Below are 23,374 nucleotides of genomic sequence, written 5' to 3'. Positions count from 1 at the left end.
TTTATTTTTCTCACTCCATCTGATTTACAGGAGGAACTAACAGTATGATTTCAACCCGTCTGTTTTTAGCGCGGTGGCTTGGCGTATCGTTAGGGAATAGGGGGTTACTGTCTCCTCTGCCTTCTGTACTTATCCGTTCAGGATGATCCAGATATTTTTGCAGTTCTCTTTTGACTGATTTGGCTCTGGCGAGTGATAGTGCATAGTTGGATGAAAAAATGAGGCTATTAATGGGAACATCATCGGTATAACCGATAACTAAAATTCTTCCCTCGATATTATTTATTGTCTCAGCAATATGTTTAATCACGCGGAGATAACGGTTTTTAATTTGCGTGGAACCCGTATTGAATAAACCATCGCCTTTTAAGGTGATGAGACTTCTATCGGCTAAATCCGTTACATTCAGTAATCCCGCTGTACTTTCATGTCTCAGTCTATCTTGCAGATTTAACGTCGGGGGCATGAAAGAAGAAACGCGATCATTGACTGATATATTGGGCAAATTGACTTGATATATTTTCGACAATACCGGGCTGGATATATTTTCCAACTGCCAATTCAGGCCAATATACAGAATACAGGTAATAAAACAGACGATTGCTATATAAGCCCAAATAGGGAAGGAAGATTGCCTGAGTTTATTTGGGGCTACGATCCTCTGCAATGCCGGTGAAAGTTCAGAGGGATAGTTGCCACGAATCGAATGGATTAATTGAAACAGGCGCTGTTTTAAGGTTTCCAATTGAGAACGCCCATTGTCCATGACACGGTAGCGCCCTTCAAATCCAAGCTGGAGACAGAAATTAATCAGTTCCAACAACCATAGATTCTCTTGGGGCTTTTGGGATAGTGTGGCTAACAACTGGAAAAATTTCTCCCCTCCCCAGGTTTCGTTATGAAACGTCACCAACAATCCACGGCCAGACCAAACACTGCTGACTCCCCAAGGTGTCAGCGCTGCGGCTTCATCCAATGCGGTACAAAGGCAGTAGCGTGCACCGATAATGACTTCATAAGGTAATTGGGCATATTGGCATTGCAGTTCAAAACTGCGAATGTCATCGATCAATTTTTGCCGCAAATCGGTTGGATTCGGATGCTCACTATACTGGCGGATCTGTGGGATGCTGTTTAATAGGGGGTTTGCGGCAGTGACTAATGGATTATCCCGAACGTCGCCAGAAAGCACAAGATGTCTATTGGGGGGTTCTTTTTTCTGCGTCATATCAGCGGCGACTCCTATTAGCGCTAACTTTTAGCCTGACTTTGGGATCGATTTCGGACAGCCCAAAATTCCATGTGCAGGCCAGGAAATTGACCCGCCAGATGTAATGCAAAACCACTGGATTTTTCCATTTGGTTCCATAATTCACCCTCTTTTTCTAATTCGAAGTATAAGTAACCGGAATTCCAGGGAATTTGTCTGGGAACGGATGGCATGGCACTGATCGGGATACCCGGTAGCTGTAACTGAACCAATTCACGTATGCGGCCAACCGGAGCAATCTTCATCTGCGCTGGAAAGTAAGATATCAGCGTTTCTTTAGGAACATCCGCATAAACGGCCAATACAAAGCTGAATGTATTGAGCATATTGGCGTCAGGCAAAGTCGCCACATTCAACCCATGAGAATATTCAGTCAGAGGCAACTGAATCGCATGTTCTTCCAGAATGATTGACAACCCTTGACGCAACAGGAGCATGAGGTGATTGAAACACAATTTTAAATTGTCATGATCATAAATGGGCAGTTTTTCTTCTGGAATTCGTGATGGCGTAAAACTGGCCAGTTCAGTAGCAAATTGCAACCATTCACTGAACAACCGCTCTGGATGCAGTAAGGAAATATTCTGTATATGGTTGATTTGGCCGCTGTAACGATTGACCAATGACAGCAGGAGAAAGTACATGACTTCTGAACTATTTTGTCGTCCCAATTGTAGCAGACACTGACTTATCTGTTGGCGGCGCTGTTCCAGCAATCCCTGCAAATCATTGATGAAACCGACAACCTGAGAATGTGCATGGCAGTTGAGCAGGGGAGGAATAAAGTGTGAGTCAAGGTGCAATTTATTATCACGGGTTCTATTGATAACATGCACCATACTGAGTGAAGTCCATTCCGGTGTCAGATCTGATTCCAACATCAACCGCAGGCGCATTCGCCCAAACTGCACGGTGGCACTGCCGACGGACATAGCATTAAAGTCATTGACTTCCGTATCAACACTGACAAAGCGCGCCATAGAGTCTTTGCTCTCATGAAAAATAATTTCTTCTCTTCCTCCCCGGAAGATCGGGAGTGCCAGTACGATATTTTCCCCCGTTTGGTTTTCTGCAATTTGCAATGGGGCGGGGGCGTGTGCTTCGGTGAAATTAAAGGGAGTCCCGTCAGGAAAGATCCCGCTGGCTGAGGCAACCATGACCTTGCCCTGTTCGAGAAATGACGGATCTAATTTTAACGTCAAAAATCCCCAGTAATAGGGCACCTGAGCCATACCCCAATCGCGGACATAAGCCTCCAGATAGTTTTCAGCCTGTTGAAAGTGATGGGGACGCAAGAACATGCCTTCTGTCCAGATAACTTTTTCTGATCTACTCATCTCGTTCCTTCTCTTACGGCATAACGCTAATGGCATGTATTGACGGAATTTAAACCACAGGCTGTGACTTGCAGGCATATATCCAATGTGTCTGGTGACGACGCCCAAAACTGGTAGAAAGCAGGTTGTTCGGGAATAGGAACCGGCAACGAAATACGCCATCTTTTTCCATCCAGTTGCTTATATTCAGCAAAAATACCGATATAGTTCGTTTCCGGCAGGTTTTTTTCCAACAGGAAATACCGGTGTTGGAAAGGCAATAAAAAGAATTGCTGAGAATCAATTAAATTATTACCCAGTACAGCTTGCGCATTACCTTGCAGTGAGAAGAAATCGGCAGACATAAACTCTGAAGCCGACTTCAATAAAATAATGCGTATTTTCAGCGGAGCTGAGTCATTCACATTATTTGTGGCATTGAAAATCAATTTATAGGATGGCAATTTTTTCTGTTCTGATGATGAACATCCTGTCAATGCTATCAATGGCACGATCAATAATGGAAAAAACAGCAATATCAGCATTGCCCGTTTGAAACTTAACCTATTAATAGAGAAAGTCTCCTGTGTTTTATTATCAATCGCTTCAGTAGAAAAGAGACGGGGGGATATTATGCCCCTGAAATATCGACCTTTGTCTGACTGGGATTAATGCGTGATCCTATGGCATTGGTTGAATTCTGCATGGTAGGGCTTGTTAGTCGGGTTGCTGGTGACCCTTTAATCAAGACGCTATTGGCACCCAGCGTATGGCGGGATGGCCCCATGACAGTCCCGGATGTGACACCTAAATTGACCCCCGGATTATCTCCATTCGTTATGGCGATGATGGTTGTTATGTTATGCGCTGGACTACCCACAAAGAGAATATTGGCGGTACTGGCACTTATGCCACTAGTACCTTGTGCGGTATTGGGATAAGGCACTGGTATCGGAGCACCTGGGGGGCTTGGGGTCAGGCAGATATCGGGTATTGCCAGATCCATGCCACCTCCTTGCGTATTGGCGAACATGACTTTCTCCTTAATCTCTTTTATCCAATATGAATCTGTTCAGCATCTATTTTGGTGATTGCCTTGGCGGAAACGACGGTATTTTGGGCGTGTAGCCGTGCATAACTCTCCGCTCGCATATCTAATTGCCCTGCGTGCACTTGTTCTGTTTGCGTCGTATGACGAAAAAGACGATGACTTAACTGAGTGACCGTTTGCCAAACGGATTCAAATTGATTGCCTATCATCTTTGTGACGGATACCCAAGCGGACAAAGATTCGCCACTGTATTGCATTTCATTGATATGGCAATTTCCATTGTCGGCAATAATATTCAATCCGTTACTGTTTAGATTCAAATTTCCCTGAGCGGTAATGGATAAATCGCCGGGTACCTTGATTTCAGCCGGATTTTGTTGTTGTGCCCGCTCTAATATTGCCAATATCCAGTGCTGTTTATTGGCTTGTACAAGTAATACATTATCCCCAATCTCAGGTGTCAATAGGCAACTGGCGGCTTGTTGACAATGCCAGCTACGGTTTTGGTTCTCAACCACTAAACTGCCGTCATGAAGAATATTAACGACTTGGCCTACAATCTGCTGTAGCTGTTCTGGGTATAGTTGTTCTGGGTATGGCTGTTCCATGTACAGAGGTTCCGTAGCAAGAGTAGATGAAGAAAGTGCGTGAGAAGATTTCATCATATTGATCCTCCGGATTAAATCTTACGTTGGCGTTGTTGTGTACTCCACTCTTCAGCAGCAAATAATTCAGGATCATTTTCCAATATACCTAAGCGATCAGTGAATAATGTCCCAACCTGTTGAGTACGATGAAAAAGGGTTCTCATAAATTGAGCAGAACGAAAATCACCATGATTAACATTGGCATAGGAAAGATCCGCATAGGTCATTTCGCAGCCAACAAATTGTGCGTTGACTGCCCGGACTTTTTGCATGATGGCTTGTTGAAATTGACTTTGCCGGAAATCAGTCCACTCAAGGCAAGCACCGATAAAAATAGCTTCATTAAACAGACTGTGATGGCAACAGGCACGGGTCAAATCGGCGTTGATAAATAACGCTTGGGTAGCATTGACATTCGAAAGTTGAGCATCTTGCAGCGTGCTTCCCTGAAAGTTGCAATGAGTTAACGTTGAGTGACTAAAATTAACGGCATCAAGTTGATTATTCGTAAACTGACATTCTTGAAATTGCATTTTTTGGTAATCTTGACCGCGCTGATCACATTCAAAAAAAACGGTTTTGCTGAACTGACCGGCATAAAAATCCGTGTTTCTTAAATCCTGACGAAAAAATGTGGCCAGGAAAAAGCGGCTATGACGTAATGTTGCGTAACCCAGAACTGAATTGATAAATGTCACGCGCTCAAATTCACTATCAATAAAGTCGGCATATTGCAGATGGCAGGATAAAAACTGAGTACTGTTTTGCTTTGTGATCTTGAACTGGGTTTTGTTCAAAACACATTGGTTGAACAGACTGGCGTTCAGTGTCGCCTTATTGAATATCGCGCGTATCATATTGCATTGTTCAAACAAGGTTTTTTCACATAAGGCCGAATTGAAAGCAGTTTCTTCGAACAGGCATTCAGTAAAAACCGACTCTTCAAGAATGGTATGAGAGAAATCGGCATCTGAAAAATCTACCGCCCTGAACCGGCCGCCGGATAAATTTTTTCCAACCAATGAGATTCCCTGCAAATTGACTTTTTCAATGACGTCACCTTGTTTGATTTTAATCATGACTTCATTGGCCGTCAGCGTACTCATATCACTTCCTGATCACGTTTAGGTAAGGTTTTAGTACGCAGCGTATAGGTATGATTAATCAAGGTGGCGTTATCAATGATCGACTGGGACATATCCGTGCGAAACAAGTTAGCCTCGCGTAAATTAGTGCCACAAAACGTACATTTCTGCATAAAAGCGCCAATCAGGTTGGCATTATTCAGCAATGCGTTTCTAAAATCTGTTCTGATAAACAGACTTTTGCTGGTATGCAAATACTGCATATCGGCCAATTGGCAGTTGGCTTCGCTCAAGTCACTGTTATTCAGCGTTGCAGCGCGGAAAGAAGCCTGAACCAAAGGGGTCTGGCGCAAATTACATTCCGTTAATGTGGCATAGCAGAAATCGGCCTGATTAAGCACACTTTGCAGGGTAAATACGCAGTTTAGCAGCTTGGCTGATCGAAACCGGATCGCTTCTGCTTTTGTTGCTACCCATGAACAACTTTCGAGCATGGCATGATCAAAAACAGCGTTTTCCAACTGGCATTTGATAAAAGAAACTTTTTTTAAGCTGGCGTGGTTAAATTTCAGCGAAGGCAGCACCATTTCAAGAAAAGTACAACCTTGCCATTGTGAATGCTGAAAACGGCAACGTTTAATAAAGGTGGTTTGCAGGAGCAGATCGGTGAAAACCGCGTGGTTAAATCGGCAATGATCAAACAAGGTTTCCTGCAATTGCGTTTCCTTAAAACTGGCTGCTGAAAAATCGCTTTGTTCACATTTTGCCTGTGCCAGACAGGCACTATCCAGTTTTACACCATAGAGAGAGGCGTGGCATATCTCCGTTCTGGCCAACATAGCCTCGCTGAAATCAGCACCATCTAATTGACTGTTATTGAAACAGGCGCTTTCCAGCAAACTGTGGGAAAAATTGGCACCTCGCAGATCCATGCCGGATAAATCGGCTCCCGTAAAGTCCATTGCCCTGAAATCGCCCCCTTCCTGCATGATGCGTTGGACTCGCTTGCGAATAATTTGTGACAGATTACCCGTCAAACGCAGGGCCGGCGGTTGGGCTTGTACTGAGGCCAGATACATTTTATGGAGAGATTGCTCAAGTTGCTCCAGCTTCGTATCACTCAGTTCCCGTGATGTTTGCTGATCTTGTTTTTGCTGATCATGTTTTTGCTGATCATATTGCTGGTGCAGCGTATTCCGTATTTGCTGGAAATTTTGTGGCCCCCTGAGCGGATCTTTCATCGCAATGGGGTCGACCTCAATGCCTCGTTCTTGAGCTATTGCACGCATTTTTTCCCATTGCTGTTCGGCTTCAAGATATTTTTGCGCTGCGTCTTGCTCGATTTGGTGCACAAACTCCGGTAATTCATCTGGCCTGGGATTGGAAGGCTGTTCGATACAGGGGGGAATGAGTGCGCTGATATCTTTCCCGTATTTCGCCATACGCTCCTTTTGTTGCTCACGCAGGCGTTTCTCGCGATTTTGCAAGTTTGTCCGCAAGGGACTGGCATTTTTCGGTTGTTCTGTATCTACCCACGGGCCAATGATACTTTCCGGGATCAAATCCTTTTCCCGGAAGGCATATAATGCGCCTTTTGCTTTATCCGTGCGCTGGTTAAGTATTTGCAGATAATAATTTTCCGAGCACGCTTCGTGACTGAGTTCCATGGCAGAAAGCATTTGTACCACATCAGTGGCATCATCCTCATTAATGCGTGCGCTGCCGTGCCAAATCAGGAGCATTTGTTCCAGATGGGGAAAAAACCACACCGTCGTATTGCGCATGATGATCTCTTCGAAAACTTCTTCGTCGGCGCGCAGTCGTTTGATAAAGCAGCGAGCTTGCCACGGTGGGAGTTTCCCAGCTTGCAGAGGTTTTTCAGGATGCATATTCCAGATGCGCCATGCGGCGTTTTCTGGCAGCACTTGATATTGCTCCCACCATTGATCACGGGGAGCAGAATTAAATAATCGCCAGTCGATATCACGGGAAAAACCCGGAAATTCATTTTCCAGCCACTGTTTGTCATATTTTTTACCTATCCGAGTGAAACGACGTGGCCACATCAATCCCAGAGGACAAAAACTGGCGGGATTGGGGGTATCCCGTGGTGATAAAAGCTGCCTGTTTTGGGCTTCTATATTGGGTAACCGATGGATCTCGCCACCATTTTCCTCTGTTTCTGGGGCAAAGCCGATACCGTGTGGATTTTCTTCATAATTTTTTCCACCGAAAGCACGGCTCCAATCCAGTCTCATCTGGCCGAATTTCTGGGGTTCAGAGGGTTTATCACCAACCCAATGACGATCCCCGGAAACCATCAGCGTCTTATCCAATTGCTCTACCTGAATACGCGCGCAACAAGCGGTTTTATCTGTCTGGTGATGAGTATAGGCATAGCCAGTTGCGAGAAATTCAGCGGAGGATTTGGGCATCGCGAGATCGATAATACCATTGCAGGTTTTCAATTCCGCCTCTGCAAGTTGCCAAAGTTCTGGCTCAGGCCGTAGGCGAGGAGTCGCGCTCATATCGGTTAAGGCCATAATGGAGACCCCAAGATAATTGTGTTGCAACCAGCGATAAGGGCGGTGTAGTAGACTTAAGCGCAGAGGTTTGATGATTTGCATTGAAAATGCCTCGCATGAATTTTTTTAAGCACTTAACCCAATTGGATAAGCACCCCCGTTATAGAAACTTTAACCGTACCGTTAATGTCGAATGTAGAACTGGATGTTAAGGAGAATTGACTGGCTTTAAACTCAATGTTTCCTGTCACGGATTCATTTTTATTTCCTGTAATGCTCAATTTGTAATTTCCACTGATATTTTTAGTCAGATGACTGCCAACATCTAATTGATAAGAACCGCTGATTTTTTCTGATTTATCACCCGTGATATCGGCTTTATATCCGTCAGAGATGGTATATTTAATGCCGCCACTGGTGACCTCGATTTCCTTGCCGTTGGTCACGGTGGTTTTTTGTTTATTTTTGATCTCTGTGGTACGTGAACCCTCAATAGAAACCGTTTGATCGTGTTCCACCGAGATTTTCATGTCCTTCTCCGCGTGTATTTCAAAAGACTCTTTTCCTTGGGCATCATCAATCAACAAATAACTGGTATTCTCTTTTCCGCCCTCCAGACTGCGTGACATTATTCCCATTTTGGTGGCTTCGGCGGGTAATTCCCAGGGAGGCATATTATTCTGGTTGAAATTACGTCCCACGACGAGCGGCTCATCGGGGTTGTTATTAATGAAACTGACGAGAACTTCTTCTCCCACTCTGGGCACCTGTATTGCCCCAAATTTTGCCCCCGCCCAATTATTGGATACCCGTACCCAGCAGGAACTTTTATCGTCTTGGGTATCGCTTCTGTCCCAGTGAAACTTGAGTTTGACCCTGCCATATTCATCGGTCCAAATGGTTTTGCCACTTGCGCCGACAACCGTAGCTCGCTCAGTGCCTGCTATCGGCCACGGTGTGGTGCGGGGAGCGCGCCAGTTCACTTTGGCGGGAATAGCGGTGAACGCTGTGATGATTTTTCTTGTGCTGTCAGCATCAGTAGGGGAAGAATTCGTCGCTATAATATAGGGGCTTTCATGCAGTTCATAATTGGCACTGGTAATAAGATAGTCACCGTTATCTTTATCCCGCAGGGCATTTGATAATGTAAAGGTATAACCTGGGGCAATGCCTGATTCCTGGCTTTTCGCTTTTATAGACTGACTCTGCGCGGTACAGGATTGTTGTAGTATCCGAACATAGAATTGCCCTTGCGTATTTTCGCTGTAATTCCCTGGCCACTCAAACAATTCTGTTTTGGGGGCGGCCGGATCGGGATTTTGTTGCGTTTCTTTTAGCTGAGCATTTGGCTTAAGAAAGTTATAGTCACTCATCGTATAGAGTTTTGGCGTGATTGAATAACTTACAGTCCAGTCATAGAGATAACATTTATCTTTGTTTCTGGGTGGAAAAGGGTTTGGATAATATTCAAGCGAAGCATGTTCAGGTAGCGCTGCATGGGATTGAGGGGAATCAGCCAATATAAGGATATGATCACTTTGATTGTGCTGGAAATAGTAATAAATCCCTTCACGTTCCATTAGCCGGCTCAAAAAATCGAAATCAGTTTCTTTATATTGAGTACAATATTCTAATGGCTGGTATTTCGCATTGAGCTCATTCTTAAACTTTACCTTATGTTTATTAAGGATATCTTGAATAATCTCAGGAACGGTCTTTTTTTGCCAGATTCTAAAATCTTTGTTTAAAGTGAGAATAAATAAAGCAGGTTGGATGATAACCTTATATAAATAATGGTAGTTATCGTAATAATCACAGGTAATTGCTTCACGGACAAGTCCGCTTAGAAAACGTGGTTTTTCTGAAATGTTTGCCGGGTTCTTTATTTCTATTGATATGGGTTTGTTTCGTAACGCTTTGGTGTCAATATCTTTCTGTTCACTGAACAGCTCGACTTCAAAACTATAAATAGTTGATAGTTTCTCTTTTCCTTTTAATGACTTAAAGAATAAAGCGTCATCACCTAATGAAGAGTGAGCGATAATGATCCTTTCCATAAAAACCCCTTGTGCAACCAAAGCTACCGCATGAGCCTTTAGATTAAGGTTCAGAAAACAAATCAAAATGTTTTATCTACTGAATTACCCTTGATCCAACTGGCCACACTAATAAGTAGATGTCTGATGTCATTAATCGATATGCAATATTTCACAAGGTGAATTATTTTTCAACAGGATTATAACTAATGTTTCTTTTTAGTTAGTGATAGTATGGTTTTGTGAATATAATGAGGTGATTGAAAAACAGGCGGTTATTGGTGCGATAATGAATACAATACTTTGATTTGAAAATATTTTTCAGAGGGAAGGTCAAAGGGCTTGATGTCGGCTGGAATAATGCGTCTTCATTATTGTGGGAAGGTTTGATGTATAAAATAAACGAGCGACGATAAAATACAATTGTAATTTTATCGTCGCCAGAAAATAAACCTTTAAAAACAATGCATTGCTGTGTTAAAAAACAAGAGCAATGTGACTGTTAATAATGTAATAATTATTTCAATGCAGCTAATGCACTGTCATAGTCAGGTTCATTGGTGATTTCATCGACCAACTGGCTATAAATAACCTGATTATTTTCATCCAGAACAACGACAGCACGTGCAGTCAGCCCACCCAATGGACCTTCACTTATTGCAACGCCGTAATCTTCCTGAAATTTCCCGCCACGCAGTGTAGAAAGCGTGACAACATTAGACAGACCCTCAGAACCACAAAAACGAGACTGGGCAAAAGGCAAGTCCGCCGAAATGCACAGGACGACAGTATTGTCTAATTCGCTGGCAAGTTGATTAAATTTACGGACAGATGTGGCACAAACACCGGTATCAATGCTTGGGAAGATATTAAGCACTTTACGTTTACCTGCGTAGTGGCTCAATGTGACATCAGCGAGATCTTTGGCAACGAGTGTGAACGCTTTTGCGGCCTGACCTGCTTGTGGAAAATCTCCGTTAACGGTGATATCACCACCTTGAAACTTGACGGTTTGTGTCATGGTTTAATCCCTCTATAAAGTAAACTGCGCCGTCAGTGTAAAGGAATAGTGCGATCTTGCCCACAAAAATAGATGCAATGTTGATGAAATACTCTATCTTCCTTTAATTAACAATGTCTTATAATATCGTTTAAACCCTGGTTACAGGGATACCTGATCACCAATCCTGAAGATGTCGCCTATAGTCATAACCATGTATATCAGCAAGAAACACCATGAAAATTGGGTACAAATAAGGAGCAGATGTGGAAACGATCTATGGCTCGGTATTTAACGGTTCAAATGCCATTTATGCCTGTCAGTTAAATGGTAAGGGAGGCATGACAGCATTTGGCGGAGATTCACTCGTAACAGCAGAGCAGCCAGTCTGGCAGCACCTTGATTACAAAAATTCAGCGAGCCATCAATGGCTCATGGATACCGCCTTGCTGCCGTTCCCGGTAAAAGACGGGTTAGTGAGCGAAAGTATTCGCCCGAAGGTACTGCGCACTGGTGAAGGAACTTTGATTACCTTGAGATCGGTGAACCGCAATGATAATGCGCGTCCCGATCATCTGGTTTCGTTTCGCATCTATATTAATGACAAAATGATTATCTCCAGCCGGCATCGCAAAATTCATTGCATTGATCAAGTGCTGGACGATTTGCATAACGGGGTGGGGGCGAAAAGTACCGGTAATTGGCTGGTAGAAATCGCCGGCGCCATTACTGATGAAGTCAATGATTTTATTGAAGCGCTGCATGACAACCTGATTGAGTTTGAAGATGGTATTTTGGAGCAAAAAGTGCCCGGTCGTGGCGAATTAGTCTTGTTGCGTAAGCAGTTAATCGTTTTGCGCCGGTATATGGCACCACAGCGGGATATTTTCATTCGTTTAGCCAGTGAGCGGCTGCCTTGGATGAGTGATGAAGAGCGTCGTTTAATGCAGGAAATTGCGGATCGATTGGGCAGGGGGATCGATGATCTTGATGGTTGTATTGCCCGAACCGCCGTTTTGGCCGATGAAATCAGTTCCATGATGGCAGATGCCATGAACCGCCGTACTTACATGATGTCCCTGTTGGCGATGGTATTCTTGCCGACAACCTTTTTGACGGGGTTATTTGGTGTCAACTTGGGCGGAATACCCGGTAATACGTACCCGTTTGGCTTCGGCTTATTCACGCTTTTGATGTCACTCTTGATTGGGATTTTCGCCTGGTGGTTAAGACGAAGCAAATGGCTGTAAATGCGCATTAACTATGCCGATGCGGGTTTGCGTATCGGCTATTTTTTTGTCAGCAGCCTGTCACCAAGGCTGCTTTGCGGAGCATTAAATGTTTGTCACATCGATAAACAGGGTTTCATCAATGTTGGTTGATGAGACAACGGCTTCGTTAAACGCATACTCTTCCCTTTCTCCCGCACGATCCAACGGTAAGTTTACAAAGTCGAAAAGCGTTTTGTCTGCCAATTGGCTTGGGCTGACATTTTGAATAGATTTGAAAATACTCTCTACTCTGCCGGGGGTTTTTTTATCCCAATCGACCAGCATTGCTTTGATCGCTTGCCGCTGTAGGTTTTCTTGCGAACCGCATAAATTGCAGGGAATGATTGGGAATTGTTTGTGTTCCGCATACATAATAAGGTCAGCTTCCCGACAATAGGTCAGCGGCCTGATGACGACATTACGGCTATCGTCAGAGCGTAACTTTGGCGGCATGGCTTTCATGCGGGCACCGTGGAACATATTCAGGAACAGCGTTTCAACGATGTCATCAAGATGATGACCCAGTGCAATTTTTGTTGCGCCGATTTTTTCGGCAAAAGAATAGAGCGTGCCGCGACGTAGTCTTGAACACAACCCGCAGGTCGTTTTACCTTCAGGCACTTTCTCTTTAACAACGGAGTAGGTATCTTTATCGACGATATAGTATGGAATATCCAGGCTTTCAAAATATTGGGGCAAAATATGCTCAGGAAAACCGGGTTGTTTCTGATCAAGGTTTACTGCAACGACTTTGAAGTTTATGGGTGCCGCTTTTTGCAGATTCAACAAGATATCTAACATCGCGAATGAATCTTTGCCGCCACTGATACATGCCATTACCACATCATTATCTTCAATCATATTGTAATCAATAATCGCATTACCAACATTTCTCCTCAGGCGTTTTTGGAGTTTGTTGAATTCAAGTATCTCTTTTCTGTTATCTTTTTGATTCATTGCGACTTCTCACATTGCCGATAATATCGACGATAGATTTCCTGTATGGACTTTTGGCAGGAGGGGGATTATACGGATTTTTCCTTTTTTTTGAAATAGATCGTTTGAAACTGATCGTTTGCAACAGCTCGTTTGAAACCGATCCGTGCCTGACAAATTCCGGCGCTATACCGAGCGTTACTGGTTTTCGTGCTTCCCTCCCTTCTCGCCGGGCGAGGAGGGAGGGAGCAATTTTTAATGATTATCCTTAATTGACAAGGTATTCATTATTTCTGTACTGATAAGGGGAACAGCGGTAATAATATTTTCATGATAACAATCATCAATCATCTTAATGACCAAGGGATTGACTGCCCATGGCGAAATATTATTATCCGGTATTTTAGCTATCAATTGACTCATCGCAAATCCAACTCCCTCTTTATGATGTGGGCTGGCTTGCCCCGCTTTAAATAAGGTGATGTTAGTATGTGATAATTTTCCGCTTAAATGACAGTTTGCTATTCCAGATTCAAACGGTATTGCGGCCAATACTTTATTAATATAAGTTTCACTTGCGCCCATTTCCTGCAATTTCCTGACGACTTGACTATAGGCACTTGATATATCCAGTTTACTCCTGAGAGCTTTTATCTCGTCAGTATTAATGACCGTATCCAATAAAAACAACTGAATCTCTTTGGCACCAAGTTGTTCTAATTGAAAAGCAATTTCCATTGCTAATTGCCCTCCCAGTGACCAGCCTAAAAGACGAATCGGTTTATCAATGGCCGTTTCGGTTAAGATCAACCTCATGTAGATCTGGGCTATTTGTTGTAATGAATCAATTTGATTATCGGTGCAAAGATTATAATTATCGATGCCGATGCAGTTATACCTATCGGATAAAGCATTTGCCAGAGGCTCATATACCTCACTGCCACAATTGACGGCATGAATCATAAACAGTTTATGGGATGCAGTTGATGCCGGCGTTAAGAAATTAAGTAAATTATATTTATCACTACCGGCTTCCAGCCATTGGGATAATAAGGAAATACATTTGTAGCTAAATAAAATAGTTAAAGGAATATCAATATCTATTCCATTACGCATTACAGTGGTCAGTTTAATCGCTATCAGGGAATTACCACCAATGCGGAAGAAATTATCTTCAATACCGATCCGTTCCAGCCCTAACACGTCCTGCCAAATAGCACATAACTGGGTTTCCAGCGCATTGCGGGGCGCAATATAGTTGTCACGGTTTTCCCATACCGGCTCCGGCAGGGCGCGGCGGTCGAGCTTGCCGTTGAGGGTCAGGGGGACGGCATCAATTGGGGTAAAACTGACGGGGATCATATAGTCCGGCAGGCGGGAAGATAAATATCGCACCAAAGTATCATCGGACAGTGCGCTGTCTGTGACCAGATAGGCGGCCAGTACCCGATTCCCTTGGTGTTCCCGGTCAATCACCACCGCCTGTTTGACCTGAGGATGCGTGGTCAGCGCAGTTTCAATTTCTCCCGGTTCAATGCGGTAACCACGGATTTTGACCTGAAAATCATTGCGCCCCAGATATTCCAGCTCCCCGTCCGGCCGCCAGCGGACTAAATCGCCGGTTTTATACAGGCGGCTATAGCCTTTGGCTTTATCTTCATCACTGGCAAACGGGTTCGTGACAAAACGTTCAGCCGTCAGTTCAGGCCGGTTGAGATAGCCCCGCGCCACGCCGGCACCGCCGATATATAACTCGCCTGGTGCGCCGATAGGGGACAGGTTGCCCTGTTTGTCAAGGACATACAGACGGGCATTATTTATCGCCTTACCAATATTGGTGGCAATATCCCCGCGTTGATAGTGTTTCTCTGTGGCACACACGGTAATTTCGGTCGGGCCGTAAGAGTTCAATACATCGCTGTGCTGACTGAAATAATCCAGAAAATCCAGGGAGGGGGATTCACCCGCGGTCACCAGTAACTGTAAGGAAGGTAACTCAGTGCCAATTAATAGCTTCAATATGGCCGGCGGTAAGGCAGCGATTTCAACCCCTTCGCGCTGGATCAGTTGTGCCACCGCCGGAGCGTTGCGTTCTGCTTCACTGCACAGGTAACCTGTCAGACCATTGAGTAAACTGGGGAATAATTCAAAAACCGAACCATCAAAGACATAAGCGGCAAACAGTAAGCTTTTCTTTTTCTTTGTCACATCAAACCGTGTTGCCAATGCTGTCACCAGATGAGTCACATTTCTATGCTCAATCATCACGCCCTTGGGCTGGCCGGTGGTGCCTGAGGTGTAGATGATATAGGCCAGATCAGCCGGTTTATTGATTGATACTGGATTTTCCACCGGCTGATTTGCGGTGATGGCGGGGTTATCCGCGGCTAGCAATATCGGCGGTTCAGCAAGGGGTTGGGCGTACTCCGTCAGTGTGGTGAGATGCCGCTGTTGGGTGACCACACAGGGTGCGGCAGTATCAGCCAGCATAAACTGCACCCGTTCAGCAGGATATTCGGGTGAAATCGGCACATAGGCACCGCCGGCTTTGAGTACCGCCAGCATACTGATCACCATCTCCAGACTGCGGTCAAGGTAAAGGGCGATCGGCGTATTGGCTTGCAGGGTGGGTTGACACTGTTCGCGGATAACATTCGCCAATTGATTCGCCCGTTGATTTAACTGTCGGTAGGTCAGCGTTTCCCCTTCAAATACCAGCGCCACCTTATCCGGTGTTTTTTCAACCTGCGCCTCAAACCATTGCGACAGGGTTTCAGCCTGCGGATAAGGGACATCGGTCTGGTTCCAGTCATGCAGCAGGGTATGGCGCTCTTCGGCGGACAGGCTGTCAATATCGGACAGGGACTGTTGCTGGTCGGCCACAAAAGCGGCCAGCACCCGTTGGTAGAGACCGGCCAGCCGCGCGATGGTGGCCTTACTAAACAGGCTGACTGCGTAATTCAGGCAACCGCTAATACGGGCTTGCCCGTCGGACAGAAACAGGCTCAGGTCAAATTTAGCCGGGCTGTACAGCGATTCATCCAGTGTCACCGGCCGGAAGGGCAGTTTGCCTGCCGCGGACAGGTTCTCCCCGAAACTTTGCAAACCGAACATCACCTGAAAAATCGGGTGACGGGCGGTATCCCGCTCAATATCCAAAGCCTCCACCAGTTGTTCAAACGGCATATCTTGATGTGCCTTGGCGTCGGCCACCAACTGATGGATCTGTTTAATCAGGACGGTGACGCTGGCGGTCTGCTTAAATTTCGCCCGTAAAACCAGAGAGTTAACAAACATCCCTATCAGGGACTGGGTTTGGGCATGGTGGCGGTTATCGGTCGGGGTGCCCAGTACAATATCGTGTTGGCCGGACAGTTTTGCCAGCGTGACATAAAAACCACTGAGCAATACCGTATACAGGGTGGTTTCCTGCGTTTTTGCCAGCGCCCTTAACTGCTCAGAGAGCGCGGTATCCAGCATAAAGTTGATATCCCGCCCCTCATAGCTCACTTGCGCGGGTCTGGGATAATCGGTGGGTAAGGCCAGCGATTCGTAATCGGACAGGGTTTGCTGCCAGTAGGCAAGCTGGCGCTCACGCATGTCGCCCTGCAAATAATCCCGCTGCCAGGCGGCATAGTCACCGTAGGTGATATCCAGCGCGGGCAGTTGGCTGTCCCGGCCTTCGGACAAGGCGGCGTAAATCTCGGCCAGTTCATTGATAAAGAGATCAATCGACCAGCCGTCAATGGCGATATGGTGCCACAATATTAATAAATAGTGCTTATCCGCCAGCGCATAGTGACACAGGCGCAGGCTCGGTTCGGCAGCCAGATTAAACGGGGTGGTGACCTCAACATGTATTGCATTTAAGAGCGTGTTGATATCTTCACAGCAAGGGGATGACTTGATAACCAAATCCCTGTCCAGTACTTGTTGGTAGCGCTGCCCTTCATCATTGCTGAGATAGACCATTTTCAGCACCGCATGGCGTTCGGCCAGTTGATTAATGGCGGTTTCCAATAATGGCAAACAGGTATCGTTATCCAACTGAACCAGATAAGGCACATGATAAGCATCGGTGCCCTGTTCAAACTGCTCGATAAACAGCATCCGCTCTTGGGCAAATGACAGGGGATAGCGATCTAATGCAAGGTGAGGGATAACTGTGCCGGTGTGTTCCTTGTGCGCCGTCAGCGCGGCAATGGTTTTCGACTCAAACAGTTGCGTCAGTGACACTTCCATTGCCAGCGTCTGGCGAATGGCGGCCGTCAGCTTAATGGCGGTCAGGGAGTTGCCGCCCATACGGAAGAAATTATCTGCAATACCGACGCGCTCCAGTCCCAATACCTCCTGCCAGATGGCACATAACCGGGTTTCCAGCGCATTACGGGGGGCGATATAACTGTCCCGGTTTTCCCATGTCGGTGCCGGCAGGGCGCGGCGGTCGAGCTTGCCGTTAAGGGTTAACGGGATGGCGTCAATACGGGTAAAGCCGGCGGGCAGCATATAGTCCGGCAGGCGGGCAGAAAGGTGTGCAAGCAAGGTATCATCCGACACGGCTCCGTCCATAACCAGATAGGCGGCCAGCACCTGATCGCCCTGGTGCTCCCGGTCAATCACCACCGCCTGTCTGACCTGTGGATGTGAGGTCAGCGCGCTTTCGATTTCCCCCAATTCAATGCGGTAACCGCGGATTTTAACCTGAAAGTCATTGCGCCCCAGATATTCGAGGTTACCGTCCGGCCGCCAGCGCACCCGATCGCCGGTTTTATACAGGCGGGTGTAACCCTGAACTTTGTCTTCTGCTGTGGCAAAAGGATTTGCCACAAAACGTTCGGCCGTCAATTCCGGGCGATTCCGATATCCCCGCGCCAGTCCGGCGCCGCCGATATACAATTCGCCGGGGGCACCCATCGGAGACAGTTTACCCTCATGATTAAGGACATACAGGCGGGTATTATGATGCGCTTTGCCAATGGGAACGCTGCCGTTAAATTCACCCACGACATCAAAGTGAGTGACATCATTGGTGGTTTCTGTCGGGCCATAGAGGTTAATTAACATGCCCGAACCCTGATTGATGGCGTTAAACGCGCTGACGTGGGACATCGTCAACGCCTCTCCGCCGCACAAAACATAACGGATAGTGCGGGGCAACGGTTGCCCTAAATCCCTTATGGTCTGGCAAAACGCCCCTAACATGGACGGAACAAATTGCACCACCGTCACGCCGGTTTTCTGTATCAGTTGATATAAGGTTTCGGGCTGTCTATGGATATCCGGTGAAGCCATCACGATACTGGCCCCCACCCAGTTGGCGGCCAGTAGCTCCCAGACGGAGGCGTCAAAAGTATAAGGGATTTGTTGCAGCACCTTATCTGATGCCGTTAATGGATATCGGGATTGCATCCAACACAGGTGATTGATGACGTTTTGATGGGTTAATTCAACGCCTTTGGGCTGTCCGGTCGTGCCAGAGGTGTAGATAATGTAGGCCAGATCCGTGCTTTTGTTTATCGGCAGCAAATTTTCCACGGATTGGTGTTGGGTGACTGTCCGGTCATCAATGGCTATCAGCGTTGGCGGGATTGGCAAAGTCTGGGTACATTCCGCCAGTGTCGTCAGATGCTGTTGCTGGGTCAGCAGGCACGGGCTGCCGGTATCTTCCAGAATAAACTGCACGCGCTCCGGCGGATATTCCGGCGAAACCGGCACATAAGCGCCGCCGGCTTTCAGTACCGCCAGAATACTGATCACCATCTCCAGACTGCGGTCAAGGTAGAGGGCGATGGGAGTATCCGCTTGCATCGGTGCATGGCGTTGTTGCTGACAGCGTTCACGTATGACAGCGGCAAGCTGGTTTGCCTGTTCGTTGAGCTGACGGTAGGTCAGGGTTTTCTCTTCGAATATCAATGCCACATGATGGGGGGTCGCCGCCGCCTGCATCTCAAACTGCTGCTGCAATATATTATCCTGCGGGTAGGGGACGTCGGTTTGGTTCCAGCGATGCAGCAAGGTGTGACGCTCCTGCGCTAATAAAATAGGTAATTCACTGACGGGTAAAGCAGGCGTGTCAAGCAAAGCAGCAAATAAGTCCTGCAATCGCGTAAATATTCTGTTTATCTCTTGCCGGCTAAAATAGTCCCGTAAGTAATCTATCGTGATGATGAGCGCTTGATCATAGCCAAAGTCCTGCAATCGAAAAACAATAGGATCAGTATTCAATCCGCCATTGACATTATAATGCTGGGCTTGGTTGATTTCAGAGGCTGACTCTGAAAGCCTTTCATAGAAGATAAATATATTGGGTAAAGCCATGCCGTGGTTGTTAGCCATGCGAACCAAGTGAGAATGAGGAAATTGGCCGTGGCGGTAACTCTCTTTTAGCGCTAATTCCATTCGGTGGATCTGTTCAATAACCCGGACGGTGTTGGCAACATGACAATGTACGGGATAGATATTTGCCTGCATGCCCACCACATGTTTCTCTAATTTTGTCTTTCTGCCATGTGTAATGGTATTAAAGGTTAATGCTTGTTGTCCTGTCAGCGCCGACATCATAATGATGACCAGACTGGAAAAGACGGAGAGAAGATTCGTTTTATTTTTTTCACAAAAAGCACGTAAATCGGCTTTCATTGACAGGGGTAATGCTAATGCCTCGCTCTCAGAACCCGTATTTTGGTAATAAGGTGTTAATTGATGTATATCGTTTTTTGTTAAAAAGTCGTACCAATAATTTTTATCTTTTTCGTAATGAAACGAATTCAGGTATTCTTTTGCTCTCTCTATGGTGTCTAAATATTGCGGGATTTCTGCTAACCACGCGGTAGATGTTTTATTTTTCAGACAGACGTACAATTTATGGACATATTCATGAAGCCGGAATAAACCGACGCCATCAATCATAATATGGTGGAATTTAGTGAAGAAGTAATATTTTTCGCTAGTAATACGAATTAATGCGACTTGATACAGGATCTCATTGGGGAAATTAATGGGAGTTTCTATCTGTTGCTGCATCCAGAGTTTGGCTTTTTCTTCAGGATCAGGCTGCATGGCAAAATTATGGAACAGGACTAATTCAGGATCACGCTGATTCTGCATATATTGGATGGCTTCATTATCCGAATTAACCGATATGCGTAGCCTTAGCATATCAATATGCTGATGCAGTAACCGCCATGTTTGTTGCAGGGTGGCTATATCAATTTCACCTTCCATCAAGGTATACCAGCCTAGGTTGTGCAATAGGGGATTTTCATGGAGGGTTTGTTCGTAAAATACATCCTCTTGAGCGGGATGAAGGTGATATAAGTTCGAATTTAACGAACCTTCAGGTATTCTCATAATAAATTATATGAATGCATTCCGTTTACAAGTTATTTGTAATGTATGATACAAATGAGTAGATTTAAGCACATTGCCTAACCTTAATGTATTTATGTTTTAGCGTTAACCTATTTCAGAGCGCTATATCTTATTTCTTACAATTTTTAATATTATTTTAATAGGTATTGGCATAATCTATCATGGCATCATTACAGCAGATCTCGCAACCTTTCAGCATTCTTCCTTATGCAAAATAGTTAATACTTAATCGGCCAAGTTTAAGGTTTTATTTCTGATCTCTTCAAGTATACATCCTTATCACCCACCTGTTCCGCTCAAATTATTTTTTCCAATAATCGTCATTATTTGTTACTCGTTATCCAATGGTCATAGCTCTGTGATCATAACGCTTTGAGCTTAAATAGTGATTATCATTTGAAACGAAGTCTATAATATTTTTTATTTGCCGGGATTATATTTTTTAAATTTCCCATAAATACAAGGTGGTATAGTTGAAATCCTTTGTGATTATTTATTGGTGTTTCAATTATTATTATGTTTTTTTTATTTTGGTGAATAATTTTCCGTTCTTTTTTATACTAAAATGAATGATTTCTTTAAGTTATTTTGTCGGTGCGTTATTCATGGTTTTTATATTGTTTTATTAATTATAAAAGTGGTTTGAATTTATTGGTAATGATGTTGAAGTATGTGGAGTGATTAATTTAAATAATTACTGGAAAGTGATTTCCTTTAAATATTGATGTTTGTCATTATTCCATTAAATGATTTTCTGTGAAATTTATCGCCCCGCGACGCAGGGAGATAATAAAGGTATCTTGAAGTACGACGAGTATAAAGATAGAGAAGCACCTCATTTCTTTAAGGCATTGCATTTTAAGTTATGGTAAATTGGGCGGTTTTTTGGAAATTTGGTCTATCTTATCATTTGGGCTTGGTGAGCAATATGAATGTGTGGGGTTATTTGTTTATCGCGATTTTGTCTGAAGTGATAGCGACAACAATGTTAAAAACGGCTGATGGCTTTACCCGCTTAGTGCCGTCTATTGTTGTCGTATTGGGATATTGCTTATCGTTTTGGGCGTTATCACAGGTTGTAAAAACGATGCCCTTGGGGATTGCTTACGCGGTTTGGTCTTGCCTTGGTATTGTTTTAGTTTCTATTGCAGGGATATTTTTATATCAACAAAAATTAGATTTACCGGCAATCGTCGGTATTTTGCTTATTATTGCGGGTGTTTTGGTTATAAATTTACTCTCTAAAAGCGCAGGTCACTGATCTATACCTAAATCAATATTAATCCGATAGTTAAACTGGAGACGATATGTTGTTAAAGCGAGGCATTGTCCTTGTCCATCTGTTGCTGGTGGGCGCGATATTGGCGGGTTGCAGCGGGCATCAAACAGAGACTTCATCAAACGGCTATAAACATTATCAATATTCTGATCTGGGTATTAACTTGAGCAAAGATGCCAGTGACAATTGCTCTGATGCCGGCGGTATTCCGGCATTAACCCAGCAATTGAATGGGCAGCAAGTTCCTGTTTGCCAACTGGCGAACGGCCGTCGCTGCAACGAACAGGCTTTGTTGGAGGGTGGGTGCATATCGTTTTGAGTTTTTTATGACAGAAGCGCTGTTGTTCATAGAGCGGGTTACACCTGATTCGGGTGAACACCGCCATCCACCCCCAACGGCGTATCGTACCCATGCGGTAATGCCATAATCGTATCGTGAATATTGGCGAGACGGGCTGCCTGTTCCAGTTGCAACTGAGTTGCATTGGGAGCACCCAAACGGAGATTGTTAGCGACCGTATCCTGAAATAGTGCAGTTTCCTGAAACACCATTGTGACGGTGTCACACAGTACTGAAAGAACGATAATTGATATTGAGCGTGTTGATTATGGGCGAATAATTCGCCGGCTATGCTGTTTGATAAAATCGATAAAGCAGCGTAATCGCGGGGATAGTGCCTGATTACGGTAATAAACGGCGTTGATAGGTTGCTTATGATCATCAGTGATTCCGGCCAGTATTTGGCGGAATTCACCACTTTCCCGCATTTCATAGGTCATAAAATCTGACAGGCAGGCAATACCAATGCCTTTTCGTACGAGATTGCACAGAATCTCACCACTACTGGCGGCTATCGTTGGCGTGATTTTCACCCCTTTTTTCTCACCTTGATACAGCGGCCATTCATTAAGCGATTCCGGCGAGGTGAAACCGAGTAAACAGTGTTGCTGTAGTTCATCCACGGTTTTCGGTTCACCAAAGCGTTGCAGGTAAATCGGGCTTGCCAGTATACGCAACTGGCTATAACCCAACAGAGTAGCATGCAGGGAAGAATCGGCCAAAGGCCCAATACGAAATGCAATATCTGTTCGCTTTTCCAATAAGTTGGTCACGCCTTCATAATTGGTCAATTCCAGCGAAATCTGCGGGTAAATTTCATGAAATTGCCCGATAAGCGGGTTAATCACATGCAGGAGGAACGGGGTTGAGGCATCTACCCGTAATGTGCCGGAAGGAATGGTTTGACGGGTAAGCAGCAAATCTTCAGCTTCCTGCGTGAGTTTTACGATTTCCCGCGCTTTTTGTAAAAAAGCGGCCCCTTCTTCGCTGAGTTTCATCCGACGGGTTGTGCGATAAAGCAGGGTACTTGCCATTTTTTCTTCCAGTCGTGAAAGTGCCCGGCTGGTTGCAGAAATAGTCAGGTCAAGCTGCTCTGCGGCAGCCGTTATTGAACCACTATCAACGACGGCAATAAAAACCTGCATTTCTTCAAGGGTGATTTTCATTTTTGCGTTTTACTCAACTATTTTTTGTAAATTATCGGCTATTTCTGACAAGATCAACATGACAGAATCCGCCTCATTCGA

The 23,374-nt window shown here is 45.1% G+C and carries 16 protein-coding genes; 3 read left to right on the top strand and 13 right to left on the bottom strand.

Annotated features, from left to right (window positions below; all coding sequences use genetic code 11):
- Window positions 1–10: 10 nt before the first annotated feature.
- The 9 genes from PSI15_RS07275 to tpx all read right to left on the bottom strand — a co-directional run bounded on the left by PSI15_RS07275 (window position 11) and on the right by tpx (window position 10,951).
- Window positions 11–1,228, bottom strand: a complete 1,218-nt coding sequence (locus PSI15_RS07275; RefSeq protein WP_273582947.1) for a DotU family type VI secretion system protein — start codon at window positions 1,226–1,228, stop codon at window positions 11–13.
- Window positions 1,229–1,251: 23 nt separating this feature from the next.
- Entirely contained in the window at window positions 1,252–2,607 is a 1,356-nt protein-coding gene (tssK, locus tag PSI15_RS07270) for a type VI secretion system baseplate subunit TssK (RefSeq protein WP_273582946.1), read from the bottom strand.
- 26 nt (window positions 2,608–2,633) lie between these two features.
- Window positions 2,634–3,131 carry a type VI secretion system lipoprotein TssJ gene (gene tssJ / locus PSI15_RS07265; protein ID WP_273582945.1) on the bottom strand — a complete coding sequence of 166 codons (498 nt, stop codon included), beginning with the start codon at window positions 3,129–3,131 and terminating at the stop codon, window positions 2,634–2,636.
- An 86-nt stretch (window positions 3,132–3,217) separates the two neighbouring features.
- Window positions 3,218–3,619 carry a DUF4150 domain-containing protein gene (locus PSI15_RS07260; protein ID WP_273582944.1) on the bottom strand — a complete coding sequence of 134 codons (402 nt, stop codon included), beginning with the start codon at window positions 3,617–3,619 and terminating at the stop codon, window positions 3,218–3,220.
- 20 nt (window positions 3,620–3,639) lie between these two features.
- The gene (locus PSI15_RS07255; protein ID WP_443256079.1) at window positions 3,640–4,245 is read right to left on the bottom strand and encodes a DUF3540 domain-containing protein; all 606 of its coding nucleotides are present in this window, start codon (window positions 4,243–4,245) and stop codon (window positions 3,640–3,642) included.
- 71 nt (window positions 4,246–4,316) lie between these two features.
- Complete coding sequence (locus tag PSI15_RS07250; protein ID WP_273582942.1) at window positions 4,317–5,390, bottom strand: pentapeptide repeat-containing protein; 1,074 nt, start codon at window positions 5,388–5,390, stop codon at window positions 4,317–4,319.
- Window positions 5,387–7,996 carry a DUF2169 family type VI secretion system accessory protein gene (locus PSI15_RS07245; RefSeq protein WP_273582941.1) on the bottom strand — a complete coding sequence of 870 codons (2,610 nt, stop codon included), beginning with the start codon at window positions 7,994–7,996 and terminating at the stop codon, window positions 5,387–5,389. Before PSI15_RS07245 ends, PSI15_RS07250 begins: the two co-directional genes overlap by 4 nt.
- Before the next feature lie 32 nt (window positions 7,997–8,028).
- Window positions 8,029–9,951: a type VI secretion system Vgr family protein gene (locus PSI15_RS07240; RefSeq protein ID WP_273582940.1), complete on the bottom strand. Its 1,923-nt coding sequence runs from the start codon at window positions 9,949–9,951 to the stop codon at window positions 8,029–8,031.
- 496 nt (window positions 9,952–10,447) lie between these two features.
- Window positions 10,448–10,951 carry a thiol peroxidase gene (gene tpx / locus PSI15_RS07235; RefSeq protein ID WP_045970443.1) on the bottom strand — a complete coding sequence of 168 codons (504 nt, stop codon included), beginning with the start codon at window positions 10,949–10,951 and terminating at the stop codon, window positions 10,448–10,450.
- Window positions 10,952–11,196: 245 nt separating this feature from the next.
- Here tpx and zntB point away from each other — a divergent pair, with 245 nt between their 5' ends.
- A complete protein-coding gene (gene zntB, locus PSI15_RS07230) occupies window positions 11,197–12,180 on the top strand; it encodes a zinc transporter ZntB (protein ID WP_045970445.1) in 984 nt (327 codons plus the stop codon).
- An 84-nt stretch (window positions 12,181–12,264) separates the two neighbouring features.
- On the opposite strand, the gene ttcA is transcribed toward zntB, so the two are convergent.
- A complete protein-coding gene (ttcA, locus tag PSI15_RS07225; protein WP_045970447.1) occupies window positions 12,265–13,158 on the bottom strand; it encodes a tRNA 2-thiocytidine(32) synthetase TtcA in 894 nt (297 codons plus the stop codon).
- A gap of 234 nt (window positions 13,159–13,392) precedes the next feature.
- Complete coding sequence (locus tag PSI15_RS07220; protein WP_273582939.1) at window positions 13,393–20,487, bottom strand: non-ribosomal peptide synthetase; 7,095 nt, start codon at window positions 20,485–20,487, stop codon at window positions 13,393–13,395.
- Window positions 20,488–21,436: 949 nt separating this feature from the next.
- Between PSI15_RS07220 and PSI15_RS07215 the strand changes: the two genes are divergently transcribed.
- Together PSI15_RS07215 and PSI15_RS07210 are read left to right on the top strand one after the other, a co-directional pair.
- Window positions 21,437–21,769, top strand: coding sequence for a DMT family transporter (locus tag PSI15_RS07215; protein WP_273582955.1), 333 nt, complete (start codon window positions 21,437–21,439; stop codon window positions 21,767–21,769).
- A 46-nt stretch (window positions 21,770–21,815) separates the two neighbouring features.
- Window positions 21,816–22,106, top strand: coding sequence for a putative hemolysin (locus tag PSI15_RS07210; RefSeq protein WP_273582938.1), 291 nt, complete (start codon window positions 21,816–21,818; stop codon window positions 22,104–22,106).
- A gap of 38 nt (window positions 22,107–22,144) precedes the next feature.
- Here PSI15_RS07210 and PSI15_RS07205 read toward each other — a convergent pair whose 3' ends face one another.
- Both PSI15_RS07205 and PSI15_RS07200 read right to left on the bottom strand, forming a co-directional pair.
- A complete protein-coding gene (locus tag PSI15_RS07205; protein ID WP_443256077.1) occupies window positions 22,145–22,339 on the bottom strand; it encodes a hypothetical protein in 195 nt (64 codons plus the stop codon).
- Window positions 22,340–22,393: 54 nt separating this feature from the next.
- Window positions 22,394–23,293, bottom strand: coding sequence for a LysR family transcriptional regulator (locus tag PSI15_RS07200; protein ID WP_273582937.1), 900 nt, complete (start codon window positions 23,291–23,293; stop codon window positions 22,394–22,396).
- Between the last annotated feature and the right edge of the window lie 81 nt (window positions 23,294–23,374).

Source organism: Xenorhabdus sp. PR6a (assembly GCF_028599065.1).
Classification (GTDB): domain Bacteria; phylum Pseudomonadota; class Gammaproteobacteria; order Enterobacterales; family Enterobacteriaceae; genus Xenorhabdus; species Xenorhabdus doucetiae.
The sequence above is the reverse complement of the archived record's forward strand: the minus strand, read 5'-3'. Positions and strand labels throughout refer to the sequence as shown.

Bases quoted from the DNA above. Each gene is read 5' to 3' on its own strand.
- PSI15_RS07215 (WP_273582955.1), top strand. From the start codon at position 21,437: ATGAATGTGTGGGGTTATTTGTTTATCGCGATTTTGTCTGAAGTGATA.
- PSI15_RS07200 (WP_273582937.1), bottom strand. From the start codon at position 23,293: ATGAAAATCACCCTTGAAGAAATGCAGGTTTTTATTGCCGTCGTTGAT.
- tssJ (WP_273582945.1), bottom strand. From the start codon at position 3,131: ATGCTGATATTGCTGTTTTTTCCATTATTGATCGTGCCATTGATAGCA.
- PSI15_RS07220 (WP_273582939.1), bottom strand. From the start codon at position 20,487: ATGAGAATACCTGAAGGTTCGTTAAATTCGAACTTATATCACCTTCAT.
- tssK (WP_273582946.1), bottom strand. From the start codon at position 2,607: ATGAGTAGATCAGAAAAAGTTATCTGGACAGAAGGCATGTTCTTGCGT.
- tpx (WP_045970443.1), bottom strand. From the start codon at position 10,951: ATGACACAAACCGTCAAGTTTCAAGGTGGTGATATCACCGTTAACGGA.
- PSI15_RS07205 (WP_443256077.1), bottom strand. From the start codon at position 22,339: ATGGTGTTTCAGGAAACTGCACTATTTCAGGATACGGTCGCTAACAAT.
- PSI15_RS07210 (WP_273582938.1), top strand. From the start codon at position 21,816: ATGTTGTTAAAGCGAGGCATTGTCCTTGTCCATCTGTTGCTGGTGGGC.
- PSI15_RS07255 (WP_443256079.1), bottom strand. From the start codon at position 4,245: ATGGAACAGCCATACCCAGAACAACTATACCCAGAACAGCTACAGCAG.
- ttcA (WP_045970447.1), bottom strand. From the start codon at position 13,158: ATGAATCAAAAAGATAACAGAAAAGAGATACTTGAATTCAACAAACTC.
- PSI15_RS07245 (WP_273582941.1), bottom strand. From the start codon at position 7,996: ATGCAAATCATCAAACCTCTGCGCTTAAGTCTACTACACCGCCCTTAT.
- PSI15_RS07275 (WP_273582947.1), bottom strand. From the start codon at position 1,228: ATGACGCAGAAAAAAGAACCCCCCAATAGACATCTTGTGCTTTCTGGC.
- PSI15_RS07260 (WP_273582944.1), bottom strand. From the start codon at position 3,619: ATGTTCGCCAATACGCAAGGAGGTGGCATGGATCTGGCAATACCCGAT.
- PSI15_RS07240 (WP_273582940.1), bottom strand. From the start codon at position 9,951: ATGGAAAGGATCATTATCGCTCACTCTTCATTAGGTGATGACGCTTTA.
- PSI15_RS07250 (WP_273582942.1), bottom strand. From the start codon at position 5,390: ATGAGTACGCTGACGGCCAATGAAGTCATGATTAAAATCAAACAAGGT.